This is a genomic window from uncultured Algoriphagus sp., from assembly GCF_963974365.1.
GTDB lineage: Bacteria > Bacteroidota > Bacteroidia > Cytophagales > Cyclobacteriaceae > Algoriphagus.
On record NZ_CAXBBX010000002.1, the window covers coordinates 80,127 to 93,026 of the forward strand.

At 40.4% G+C, this 12,900-nt stretch carries 11 protein-coding genes; 4 read left to right on the forward strand and 7 right to left on the reverse strand.

All coding sequences use genetic code 11. From position 1 onward, the window contains the following. Positions 1 to 115: 115 nt before the first annotated feature. Positions 116 to 1,555 carry an alpha-L-fucosidase gene (locus AACZ87_RS02865; RefSeq protein WP_339864660.1) on the reverse strand — a complete coding sequence of 480 codons (1,440 nt, stop codon included), beginning with the start codon at positions 1,553 to 1,555 and terminating at the stop codon, positions 116 to 118. 136 nt (positions 1,556 to 1,691) lie between these two features. Next, positions 1,692 to 2,402: a hypothetical protein gene (locus AACZ87_RS02870; RefSeq protein ID WP_339864662.1), complete on the reverse strand. Its 711-nt coding sequence runs from the start codon at positions 2,400 to 2,402 to the stop codon at positions 1,692 to 1,694. 48 nt (positions 2,403 to 2,450) lie between these two features. Between AACZ87_RS02870 and AACZ87_RS02875 the strand changes: the two genes are divergently transcribed. Beyond that, the gene (locus AACZ87_RS02875) at positions 2,451 to 2,978 is read left to right on the forward strand and encodes a HEAT repeat domain-containing protein (protein ID WP_339864664.1); all 528 of its coding nucleotides are present in this window, start codon (positions 2,451 to 2,453) and stop codon (positions 2,976 to 2,978) included. 48 nt (positions 2,979 to 3,026) lie between these two features. Next, positions 3,027 to 3,665, forward strand: a complete 639-nt coding sequence (locus AACZ87_RS02880) for a hypothetical protein (protein ID WP_339864666.1) — start codon at positions 3,027 to 3,029, stop codon at positions 3,663 to 3,665. Here AACZ87_RS02880 and hrpB read toward each other — a convergent pair. Beyond that, positions 3,662 to 6,148: an ATP-dependent helicase HrpB gene (gene hrpB / locus AACZ87_RS02885; protein WP_339864668.1), complete on the reverse strand. Its 2,487-nt coding sequence runs from the start codon at positions 6,146 to 6,148 to the stop codon at positions 3,662 to 3,664. The genes AACZ87_RS02880 and hrpB overlap by 4 nt on opposite strands. Positions 6,149 to 6,323: 175 nt before the next feature. Here hrpB and AACZ87_RS02890 point away from each other — a divergent pair, with 175 nt between their 5' ends. Then, positions 6,324 to 7,946, forward strand: coding sequence for a M28 family metallopeptidase (locus tag AACZ87_RS02890; protein ID WP_339864670.1), 1,623 nt, complete (start codon positions 6,324 to 6,326; stop codon positions 7,944 to 7,946). A 40-nt stretch (positions 7,947 to 7,986) separates the two neighbouring features. Here AACZ87_RS02890 and AACZ87_RS02895 read toward each other — a convergent pair whose 3' ends face one another. From AACZ87_RS02895 to AACZ87_RS02910, 4 genes are all read right to left on the reverse strand, one after another. Beyond that, the gene (locus tag AACZ87_RS02895; RefSeq protein ID WP_339864672.1) at positions 7,987 to 8,703 is read right to left on the reverse strand and encodes a spheroidene monooxygenase; all 717 of its coding nucleotides are present in this window, start codon (positions 8,701 to 8,703) and stop codon (positions 7,987 to 7,989) included. Between the two features lie 364 nt (positions 8,704 to 9,067). Next, a complete protein-coding gene (locus AACZ87_RS02900) occupies positions 9,068 to 9,574 on the reverse strand; it encodes a DUF2911 domain-containing protein (protein WP_339864674.1) in 507 nt (168 codons plus the stop codon). 164 nt (positions 9,575 to 9,738) lie between these two features. Continuing rightward, a complete protein-coding gene (locus AACZ87_RS02905) occupies positions 9,739 to 10,887 on the reverse strand; it encodes a Gfo/Idh/MocA family oxidoreductase (RefSeq protein WP_339864676.1) in 1,149 nt (382 codons plus the stop codon). Positions 10,888 to 11,033: 146 nt separating this feature from the next. Beyond that, positions 11,034 to 12,170, reverse strand: a complete 1,137-nt coding sequence (locus AACZ87_RS02910) for an MBL fold metallo-hydrolase (RefSeq protein ID WP_339864678.1) — start codon at positions 12,168 to 12,170, stop codon at positions 11,034 to 11,036. A gap of 271 nt (positions 12,171 to 12,441) precedes the next feature. Between AACZ87_RS02910 and AACZ87_RS02915 the strand changes: the two genes are divergently transcribed. Next, entirely contained in the window at positions 12,442 to 12,900 is a 459-nt protein-coding gene (locus AACZ87_RS02915) for a (2Fe-2S)-binding protein (protein WP_339864680.1), read from the forward strand.

Consider the following 12,900-nt stretch of genomic DNA (forward strand, 5'->3'; position numbering starts at 1 on the left):
AATTCTAAGATACTAAAAGTGAAAATTCAATTGTGATAATTATTTAATCCGTTAAACAAAGAAGCCAGCTGAATTCAATTCAACTGGCTTTTCTACTTCAATTATTATTGAAGAATTATTCGCTTTCGTAACTCAACACGATTGCTGGAGAATTTGCAAGTTTTTCCTGTAAACTCTTTGGAATGTACACTACAGTTTTTCCATTCTCTGTCTTCCATTTTAGGCTTTTCGTCTCGCCCAAAAGGGTAATTTTACTTCCTTTTTCAGGAGGATTCAACGCCCAAGAGATTGTCTCTCCAAGAGTTGAACCTTCCTCAAGTGGCATTAGGGCATACATTTCATTTGCTTTGCCTTTTGTGAAATAAAGCTTTCCATCCTGAAAAGTCTCAATAGCTCGAGTATCATAAATTCCAGCACCATTCACTTCTAGCCATTTCCCGATTTCTTCCAATCTAGAAACTTGCTCTGGAAGGAAAAGCCCATCAGCTGTCGGGCCAACTCCAAGTAACAAGTTTCCGCCTTTAGCTACAATTTCAATTAATAAATGAATGACCTTTCGAGAGGGTTTGAACTTGTCATTTGGCACATATCCCCAAGCTCCACCTAGTGTTATACAACTTTCCCATGGATCAGAAGACATTTCAGAAGGTATTCCCTGCTCGGGTGTTCTATAGTTTTCAAATGGCCCATGGACAGTTCTATCTACAATCAAAATACCTTCTTGATTTTTCCTCACTATCTCAGCCACTTTCGGCATGTCGATTTGCTGATCAAAGTCCGGAATAGGAGCCCCCCAACTCAATACCTCTTCATTCACGGTGGACTTTGGTCTTACCCAGCCTCCATCTAGCCAAAGGATATCAATGTCGCCATAGTTGGTTGTGATTTCATTGAGTTGATTGTGGGTGAACTGCACGTATTGACTCCATCTCCATGGATGCTTTCGTATATCGTAATTGACATTGCGATCTGGAGTGGCCCTATAATCCCACCAGTAATATTGAGAATGCCAATCTGGCTTAGAGTAGTAAGCTCCGATCATCATGTCCTTTTCGCGGAATGCTTCAAAGACATAGTTGGCTACGTCAGCTTTTGGATTTTTTTTGAATGGTCCGTTGGAAATTTTATAGTCAGAAAACTGGGTGTCATACATATTGAAGCCATCGTGATGTTTGGTTGTGAAAACCACATATTTCATCCCAGCTTTGGCAGCGGCGTCGGTCCATTGGCTTGGGTCAAATGCCTGTGGATTGAATTTATCACTTAAGCCAAAGTACCATTTCTTATAGTTCTCATAACTCTGTGTGGTATCTTTTCTATTGATCCAATCCTCATTATTGATACTCCATGATTCTACTATTCCCGGAACGGCATAGATTCCCCAGTGAATCAGAATCCCAAATTTCTGATCTCTCCATTCTTCTAATTTCTCAGCAACTTTAGGATCGGTGGGGTATTCATATTCTGAAGAAGTAGGATGAAGGGTGTTTTGTGCTTTTGCAGCGAATGGAAGGGCGAAAACAAACACAAGTAGCCAATTGAATTTTTTGGACATGGGAAAAGAATGGGATTTAGTAAAGATTTCTACTTTGATCTGCTAAAGTAAAGTGCAAAGCAATGAGTCAAAAGGGAAATCATTTCAAATTGCTTTATGTCGATTCTCATTTGTTTTGAAAACTGAGAGTTCTTATTTACCAATTTTCATCATCATTTTCCAAACTAGTTTCTCTGTCCTCCAATTGACTAAAAATCTCCAGACCTTTTTCAGAAAGCAACAAATGAACTCCAGTCAACTTCTTGTGGATTGCTTGCAAAGTCTCAAAATCAGGTTGCTGCACATGAAAAGGAATACTAAATAAATTCTCCTGTTTTTTGTCAAAAGGTGGTGGGGTATCACTGGCGAAGAAGTATGGATAGAGGGTCATTCCACAACTGATGCCCCAAGTTGTGATGGGAAAATCACTCTCATATCGCTGTAGTCGCTCATTGATCTCTTCAAAAAATAGTTCGGATTCTCCTAGCCTCAATCTTGATCCGGCTCTTGATTTTCCTTTGGTTTTAAGATATTTGATCTGGCTTTTGCCCTGCTTTTGCCTCACCATATAGGCCCGGAACACCTTATGATCCAGCATTACGCCATTGTGAAAATAGCCAGTCACTGCGATTCCAGCACGAATCATCACCAAAGCCAAATGGAAATCATCTTTAACTGATAAGTTACCTGATTCATTTGGTGACCTATTCCATGGTAGAAATATGCGGGCAAGCCAGGATTCAGAATCAGAAATCACCCATTGATGCTTAACCACTTCTAAAGTGCCAGATAAGCCCAACTCTTCACTTCTCGTCAAAATTGACTGGTACTTTTCAAGACTAATTAACTTCGGGTTGCCAGAAATCATAGCGGGGGAGGCATTTCAATTATATTTGCACAAATAAACCGAAAAATCATGGAGGAAGAAATCCAAGGCTTGATCCAGCGCATGTGTGATCCAAATGAAAAGGAAGCATTCTATTTTGCTGACAAACTAGGTAAAAAGCTGGACGAAAGTGGGAGAGACACTGTAATCGAACTTGTGAAAGGTGATAATTGGGAGCAGGCTTACCTTGCTTGCCGTGCACTTTCTCAGTCTGCTTTCAATGAGGAGTCACTTGATGCGATTTTCGAAGCAATCAATGACAAGAAAAACAGAGCCCATCAAGGTGCCTTCGTTCAGATTTTGGAAGAGTTTGATTTGAGTTTGCGCTTTGTGGATATTTTTAGGGTTTTTCTATTTGGCAATTTCAAAGCTCAAGCATTGGCTAAGATGTATTTGGATGAAGTGGAATTTGATATGACTCCAAGGACTCTCAGAAAAGCAGAAAAACACTGGAATCACTACTTGCACAATCCAGAAGATGAGGGAAGCTTGCAACTCAAAAAACTAGAAGTAGAACCTATTCTAAACGAAATTAGAGAATTATTATCTGAGGACTAAACAACATTTGCCCAATTCTTGTGTTCTTATACATACAATCAAAGGTAGATGATCATGAGAAAATTGGATGTTGTTGGGCTTCACTCGGAATTTTTCGCAGAACATGGGTTTGAGCTAAACCCAACTCAGTTCCTATTTGAGAAGGTTTTTCCTCATGGTAAGCAAGTTATCTACGTGCATTATGTGCAAGGTTCTAAGGAAAGTCACCTTGAGTATCACTTGGCAGTTCGAATAAATGAGATAGAAGAACTGGTTGTAAAGTTTCTTGCAACTCCCACAAATTATGCAGGGCGATCAATAACATTGTCCCAAACACCGGACAAATTGGGGCATTTTTACCCGAAAAAAATCACGGTTTCAAATGACCAGGAATTAGCTCAGGTAATTAATGACTTCGAAATCTTTTTCTTAACAAAAGGATTTAAGTGGTTAGATCAAATGATTGATCCAATTATTCTGGAGCAGGAATTTTTGAATCACAAGGAAGATGGCTATGAAAAGTTCAACTTGGAAGAATCGGCATTTAGAGCAACTGCGCTAAGTAAATTGTATAACCCTGATGATTATCCAATTCTTCGTCAGTTTTATTTGGAGAAAATCAATTCACAGGAAATGACTCCATTCACCATAGCCTTGTTTCTTCAATTCCTAAATTACCTTGACAAACTAGAGCAAGTCGCTGCTTAATATCTTTTCTTAACTCCGCTAATGGCTTGGGCTTCCAAAGGATTCTCAGGCCATTCGTGTTTTGGATAGCGTCGTTTTAATTCCTTTTTCACTTCGAAATAGCCATTCTCCCAAAAACTTTTGAGATCCTGCGTAAGCTGGACAGGCTTATATCCCGGCGAAAGCATCTCGATTAATACGTTCACTTTTCCATTGTTCACAGTTGGCGTATCCAGGAGTCCAAAGAGTTCTTGCAGTCTCACTGCTAAAAGCGGAATTTCATCTTTCCTATATTCCAGCTTTATTTTGCTTCCCGAAGGAACAGAAATAGTTGCCGGTGCAAGCCTATCAAGTTCCTTTTGCTGCTCAAAATCAAGAGAGTGTAAAAGTATTTGACTCAGGTTTAACTTTTTGAAATCCTCATTTTTCGTGATGTGCTGTAAATATGGAGCGATCCAAACTTCTGGTTTTTCACATAGTTCGGCTACGGACCAGCTAGGCCAAGATTGCTCAGGATACCAGCTTTTTAAGCTTTGCACTCGCAAAATCAATTGCTCTACTTCTTCATTGAAATCAAGCAAATACTCTCCATCCTCGCGGATCGCCTCTAGAATTGCTTCTGTCACGTCTCCATCGGAATACTTTGCCAATGGTCTAGTACCAAGGATAATCGATCCAATGCGAATTTCAGCATGTGCTTGCAATCCACCTTTTTTTCTATCCCATTTCAGCACTTCTTTGGTTTTCAACATAGGGGCCAAGTCTTTTGGATTAATTGGAGCAGCCATCCAGATTTTCCCCATTCCTTCCCGAGCGTCTACGTGAGCCACAGCAAGCCAAGACTCATGAGCCAGATCATCCTTATGTCCAATTTGGGCTATTTTTCCATTGGCTAATTGAAATTGAGCATTATTTCCAGGACGAGCTGCAGCGATTCGCTCAGGATAAGCATAGGCTAGGAGTAGACCTGTTTGCCATGGATCAACAGGACTATTGTCGGGCTGAATATTGAACATGCGACGGTAAGAACGCGCCATCTTTTCAATCTTTTTAATGCGAGGGATAGCTACATCATGTTTCCTATATCGGCGAAGTGCTTCAATTCTTAGATTCAAATCCACCCCAGCATCAGGCCCCAGCGGATCACGCTCATCCAGAATAGCTGCTATATCTGTAGCCAAACCTAACTGATCAATCTCTTCTGCATTGATTAGCATGTGCGCAATTCGCGGGTGTGTTGGTAACTTATGAATTTCATTACCGTGTGGTGTTAGCTCACCATCTACAATAGCTTCTATGGATTCCAATGTTTTTTCTGCCAAAGCCAAAGTGCCAGCTGGAGGAGGTGTAAGCCAAGTCATGGAGCGAATATCCTGTTTGCCCCAAGCTTTCATATCCAGCACCAAACCAGTCAAGTCAGCTTCCATCAATTCCGGCGTTCTATACTCATTCAGTTGATTTTGAATGGATTTTGTCCATAATCGATAAGAATGACCAGCAGTCAATCGTCCTGCTCGGCCGGACCTTTGATCAGCAGAATCCTTGCTGATTCTATGCAAAACCAGTCTTGATAAACCAGATCTTGGATCAAATCTAGATGATTTGGCGAAGCCTGAATCCACCACCACTTTAACTCCTTCAATAGTCAATGAAGTCTCAGCAATGTCAGTAGAAAGTACAATCTTTCTTTTTCCCGAAGGATGAGGCATGATCGCTCTGTTCTGATCTCCTGGTGAAAGCTGACCATAAAGTGGCAATATAAGATCATCAGGAAGTGCCTTTCGTAGAATTTCCTGAGCTTTTCGGATTTCCCCTTGACCAGGTAAAAACACTAAGAAATCACCCTCATGAACTTTGGTCAATGGAATAATCTGTCTCGCAGCATCCTCTCCGATAGCATATTCATCCAACTCATTCATGTAATTCACTTCCACAGGATACTGCTGACCTTTACTCTCGATTACTGTAGACTTAAGCATGCCCGAGAGGACTTTCGAATCGATTGTCGCAGACATTAACAAAATCCGAAGATCAGGTCTCAGTACTTGTTGCACTTCCCTGCAAAGAGCCAAGGCTACTTCAGAGTGAAGATTGCGCTCATGAAACTCATCAAAGATCACCAATCCCACATCCTCCAACGCATTATCTGAATGCAGCATGCGCGTCAAAATACCTTCAGTAATTACTTCCAATCTTGTATTAGCAGAAATAGCCGATTCAAATCTGATTCTATAACCTATCAGATCGCCCAACTTGGTATCCGTCATAGAAGCCATTCGCTGGGCAATCGTCTTTGTGGCCAATCTTCTTGGCTCCAGCATTATGATCTTCTTACCAGCTAGCCAAGGCTCATTCAGTAAAGTCAGCGGAAGCAGCGTGCTCTTTCCAGCCCCAGGAGGCGCTTGGATAATCAAAGAATTAGCGGAAGAAAGCTGGGATTTAACTTGAGGAATAATCTCCGAAACAGGAAGATCAAAAGAAATGGAATCAAAATTTTCGAGCATGGGATGCAAAAATAAGGGATTCTCAGTAGAAAGGGAATTGGAAAAATGGGCTGGCAGTTGCGATGTTACTAATCCTTCTATTCAATTCTCAGTTATTTCAAGTAACTTATTCACCATTAGTAGATTCCATTGTCGCCGGAATAAGCACTATGTTCTTTTACTTAAACGATAAATCATGAAGAGCCACTTACTATTTTTTGTACTAGTCGTTTGCGCTAGCTGTGATGCAGATTCGAATAAGATCACAAAGGTGACTGAGGTAGACGAATCTACCATTAGTGATCATATAGCACGTCTAGCTTCCGATGAGTTTTTGGGAAGAAAACCATTTACAGAAGGAGAAGTCAAAACAGTGAATTATCTGAAAGATGAATTCGAGAAATTAGGTCTTGTGCCAGGGAATGGAGATAGTTTTTTCCAGGATGTGCCTATGGTCGAAATCACAGGTACTCCTTCAGAAAAGATGATGATTTCTGGTAATAATGGGAGCGTTGAATTAACTGTTTTAAAGGATTTTGTAGCTACGACGAACAGAATAGAGTCCAAGGTCAGTCTTGATAACTCAGAGCTTGTTTTTGCAGGATATGGGATAGTGGCTCCGGAATACGGATGGAATGACTATGAAGGGATTGATTGGAAAGGCAAAACGGCTGTTGTGCTGATAAATGATCCCGGCTTTCAGTCAGGAGATTCTACTTTATTCAAAGGCAATGAAATGACTTACTATGGCCGATGGACTTATAAGTATGAGGAGGCGGCAAGACAAGGTGCAGCTGGATTAATTATTATTCACGATACCGAACCTGCTTCTTACGGTTGGAATGTTATTGAATCAGGTTGGACAGGAGCCCGATTAATTATAGAAAGCGCTTTACCACAGCTAAATGTCGAGTCATGGATCAGTGGGGAAAGTGCTGCGAAAATGTTTAAAGCTTCGTCTATGAAAGGTCAGGACTATAAAACCCTTTCCCGGGATCAAAACTTTAAACCAATTCCATTGGATTTGAAGGTATCGGTTTCTATTCAGAATGAGATCAAAAAGGATGTTTCCAAAAATGTGGTGGCTATGATTCCCGGTACTGATAGAAAAGATGAGGTGATTATTTACTCTGCACATTGGGATCATTTTGGAGTTGGTAAAGCAATAGAAGGTGACTCCATCTACAATGGCGCTGTAGATAACGCTTCAGGAACTGCTGGCTTATTAGCTATTGCAGAGGCATTTAAGAAAACTATTGCAACCCAACGCTCTGTAGTATTTATCGCCTTGACAGGTGAAGAGCAAGGTTTATTGGGATCAGCCTATTATGCTGAAAACCCAATTTTTGATCCAAAGAAGACAGTAGCAAATATCAACATTGACGCACTTGATAGTCCTGGAAAGATGAAGGACCTTACGATAACTGGCTATGGTCAATCAGAGATGGATGAATATGCTAAGGAAGTTGCTCTGGCGCAAGGAAGGTATATCATCCCAGACCCTGAAGCCGAAAAAGGTTATTTCTTCAGATCTGACCACTTCAACTTTGCCAAAATCGGAATTCCAGCTTTATACGCTAGCGGCTCTTATGAGGGTTTTGAATACACAATTCCCGAGATAAAAGAGTATAATGATAACTATCGAATCAATAAATGTCATCAACCCTCTGACGCATACGATCCATCAACTACCAATCTTAACGGAGTACAATTGGATTTACAGCTATTTTTTGAGGTAGGAATGAAAATCGCGAATGAGGATTACTTCCCGAAATGGTATGATGGCAGTGAGTTTAAGGCAGCCAGAGATGAATTTTAGTGTAAGGGTGAAAAATCGCTCACCCTTACTTTTTATAAGCTTATAATTTACCGTCCAGTTGATCATGTAGTTTACCCCAAGTTCCTTCAGTTCTGTAGGGGATAAAATTTGCAAAGAGTTCTTCTGCGTACCAGCCTAGCTCTCGTGTTTTTTTGATTACTTCGAGGTGAAGTGGATTTCCATACGCATAGTTGTGCATAGCTTCGTATGATTCCCAAATGCTAAAAGTTGCCTGCATAAACCATGGATATTCTCCTATTCCAATGGAATAAATTGATCCATTCACCTCATCGACTTTTTTTCCCAAAGAGGGTACTTTACTCCAGAATTTTGGGAGAAACTTCAATTTTATTCTAGCCCTGGTGATTACTGCAATAGGTCCAGTAGGGTTTAAGTTCTGAGTTTGATAAGGGTTTGACCCTGACCAAAGGCCATGTGCTCTGGTGGCCTTCAAGAAGATGGTATACAGTTCGGAAGTTCTATTTCTGAATTCTGAAAAGGTCTTAGATTTTTCCAAGAACTCATCAGCATACTCTTCTGAATCCCAGACACAGTGAAGCGCATAGATATTGACATTCAGCATTTTAGAAAAACCATTCTTTCCACCGCTACCCATTAGTTTGAAAAAATTAAGACCAGGAACTTTCGCCAATTTTTTCGGAGCCTTTTGCATCTGAGCGAATATCCAAAAGGCATTTAATCCTTGAAATCTTAATAAAGTGACTGTACTGACTTGGGAGGTTACTTGATCGCTCATAAGTTGGGTTGCCTAAATCAATTCTGTAGAGCAGAAAAACTATTTTCTACCCAGTGATTTACATAAAAAGACATGCCAACAATGGAATCCTATATTTATGCTTTTAGCAAATGTTGACTTAAACAAGGGAATACAGCTTCCATAAAAATCTTCTGAATGTAAATCAGAGTATTAATTCCCCGTCAGCGCATATTGTTTAAAAAAGAGCCCATTCATTGAAGCGAATTTGCTTCTAATAGTGATGTTAATGTAAGACTATCAATAGTTACTTTGCAAAACCTCAGCGAGTTACCACGGTAAATATTTTCATAAAAAAAACCACGAGATAAATCCCGTGGTTTCAAATTCGTTAAGATTGAGAATCTTATGATCCTAGCTTCGCAGAAGCTTTTCCGTATTCCCATCTGATTTCAAAGCTCGCTGGCTTTACTTCGTACACCAAACGCTCTTCCAGAGTAGAAGTTTGTCCAGAAGGAACAGAAACTCTTAAGACATCTTCAGCGGAATCATAATCAAATGCTCCCCATTGCTTAGCAACTTTGTTGAAGATAAAAGTAGAAGAAGTTTCACCTGGGATCACAAAGAAACCATAAGTTCCAGCTGGTAGTTTTTTACCTTCAACCATGATGTCTTTTGTAGTAGTGAAAGTAGTAGCTTCATTAGCACCTGCTCTCCATACTTCTCCTAGAGGGACCAAGTCTCCCCAGATCATTCTACCTTTTACTGCAGGAGAAGAGTAATTGATTGTGATTTTAGCATCACCTACCATTCCTTCTGCAGTTTTGGCTGGACTAGCTTTCTCTTGTGCAAATGCCGCAAGACCGATAAAGGCCATCAGGGCTGTTGCTAGTAAAGTCTTTTTTAAATTCATTGTCATTGGTTTTAGATTTGCCTTCAAAATACGACTTTTTATCAAAATAGAACGTCTCTTATTCTATGAATATCGACAGATGTCGGATGTACGATGTTTTAAAGATGTTATGAATAACTCTAGCGCTACATCGGACATCCAACACCCGACATCCTACATTCTTTTTAAATCTTTACCCAAGCTTCCTTGGTATTACTTTCCACAATAGCTTCACCAATAATCAACTCTCTCAAGCCGTCAGCAAAAGTTGGGAAAGTAGGGGCTTCTGGCTGTTTGCCATCTCTGATAGCTGCATAAACTTCTTTGAAAAGTTGCTTTGAAGTATCAGGGAAGCCTTCTTGGTGACCTCCTGGGAAGGATACCAATGAACGAGCTCCTTCATCCACCAAAGCTGGATCTTTCATTAAAATTGAATTTGCTTTATCTCGATGACCAATCCAAAGTTCATTTGGCTTCTCAGCATTGAATTCCATATTTGATTTGGAACCAGAAATCTCAATATTCAAGCGGTTTTTACGGCCTGCATTTACCTGACTTACTACGATAGATCCAGTTCGACCATTGTCAAAGCGAAGCATAATTGTAGCGTAATCTTCAGAGGTCACTTCATATTCTTCATAGTCCTTTGGATCAAGCGCTTTTCCAGAGAAGGACTCCACAGCTTTTAATGGTTTCAAACGAGTAGGATGGACGATAGAGAAATCAGCCATAACAGCAGTGATTTTCAAACCAGTCACATATTCAGTCATATCCAACAAATGAGAACCTATATCAGCTACTACTCTAGAACCACCTGACTGCTTAGGATCCAATCTCCAGCTATAGTCAGTTTTGTGAATCAGCCAATCCTGAAGGTAGGAACCCATTACTGAGTACACATCTCCTAATTCACCTTTTTGACGCATTACTCGCATCTGGCGAACCATCGGATAATATCTCAAATTGAAGTGAACTGCGTTGATTAATCCTGTTTCTTTCGCCACCTTCACAAGCTCTTCAGCTTCTTCAATCGTCATCGACAAAGGTTTCTCACAAACCACATGCTTACCGGCTAGCATACATGCTTTTGCCTGCGGAAAATGAAGGAAGTTAGGCGTACAAATATGTACTACATCTATGCTGTCATCTTTCAGCATATTATCAAAAGTGTACGCATTTGGGATTCCAAGCTCTGCGGCTTTGGCATCTGCTACTTCCTGATTTACTTCTACAAGGCCAGTTACCTCGATGTTAGGAATTCTTCTAAGTGCTTCTAAATGAGCTGGGCCGATAAATCCGGTTCCCACGATAGCTGCTTTGATAGTCTTAGCCATAGGTTTTTTAGGTTGTTTTTTGTTTTATTTCAAAATGTCAAATTAGGAAAAATGCCTCAAAACATTCCCATTACAGGAAAGTGATTTCAGGTTAGACTTTTTTTGATTTCTGGAAAAGCCCTAGAAATAGGATAAGAATGAAAATTCTATTGCTTGGAAATCATCGTATTAGAAATCGAGGAGGGTTCTAACCACCATTTTCTTCCGGTCTGCAGATTTTTATCCAATTCAATAAATTCTCCAATTTCAGGAACGTAGATCGGCTGATTTATTTCCTTAGCCTTGGCAATAACCCGTTCTACAGGATCAGTCCATGAGTGCATAGCAAGGGTAAAAGCAGCCCAGTGTATAGGCATAAAGGTTTTTGCTTGGATGTCCTGAGCTGCTTGAGCTGTTTCCTCCGGCACCATATGAATATCTGTCCAGCGCTCATTGTATTGACCACACTCCATCATTGCAAAGTTGAATGGGCCATATTTCTCACCGATCTGCTTAAAGTGCGGGCCATATCCGCTATCTCCACTGAAATAAATATTGTCAGATTCTCCTTGAATTACCCAGGATCCCCAAAGGGTAGAGAAACGATTGTTCAAACCTCGGCCAGAGAAATGTCGAGCCGGTGTGAGAGCTAGAAGCAAGCCATCCGCCTGAATCTCATCCCACCATCCTAATTCATGGATTTTCGAAGCATCAACGCCCCAATCCTCGAAATGTGCTCCCATGCCCAATGGCATATAAAAAGACTTAGTCTTATCCTTCAACTTTTGAATAGATTCATAATCTAAGTGATCGTAGTGATCATGGGACATAATGATCATATCGATCTGTGGTAACTTCTCAACTTGTATTGGAAGCTCTTTACTGTAGCGTTTCTTACCCAAGAGCGGATTCGGAGCAGGAACTTCCCCAAACATTGGGTCTATAAGTATGGTCTTTCCATCGATTTGAAGCAAAAACGAAGAGTGTCCAAACCAAACCAGACGAGTGGGATGATCTTTATTTACCAATTCCAGAGAATCCCGGTGCTCAATTGGTAATTCAAAATCAGGACGTCTGGAAGGATCGTTTTTGAAAAACTCCGGAAGCATTTTGATAGCTTCAGTAAAATCCATGTCCATGTTGGTGGGCATGAGATTACTGAATTTCCCATTTTCGAAATAGTCCAATTTTTCGTACTGAAGAACCTTTTCTTTGGAAGGATTTGCGCCAAATTGAGGACTAAGATTTACAAATAAAATAACGACAATGACGACGAGGACTATGAGGGAAATGACGGTGAACATTAGATATTTTAATGTTTTAAAGAAAACCTTAAGCATATTGAGCTGTAAAAGCGGGAATTAAACTATTGGCTTTAACTGAAAAGAGAAGCAAAAGGTGCGAGATAGGAGATTTTTCTTCAGTATTCTTTGACCTTCCGATTCACCTGCTCAATGATGATTTTCTCGCTGCGTCGCTACCTCGCCGCGAGAGGCTATTCTCATTTTTTTATAATCGGTTTCTCTAGAGCTCTGATTTTCTTTATCTTAATACCCTAAACTTAAATAATAACCCATGGCAATAATTAATCTCAAAATCAACGGAAAGGCTCATTCGGTTGATGTAGAAGAAGATACCCCTCTTTTATGGGTGCTTCGAGATCATCTTGGATTAGTCGGAACAAAATACTCTTGCGGTGTCGCTCAATGTGGAGCCTGCACGGTCCATAGAAATGGAGAGGCAATGTTTTCCTGCATCACACCTGCCGCTAGTTTGACCGAAGATGAAATCACCACGATTGAAGGACTCTCCAAAAATGGTGATCATCCCGTACAAAAAGCCTGGGCTGAAGTGGATGTGGCACAATGTGGTTATTGTCAAGCAGGTCAGATTATGAATGCTTCCGCTTTTCTCAAAAAGAACCCAGCTCCCTCAATGGATGAAATAGATGAGGCGATGAATAGAAATATCTGCAGATGTGGCACTTATCATAAAATCAGAGAAGCCGTTGCAATGGCTGCTAAATCCGAATAA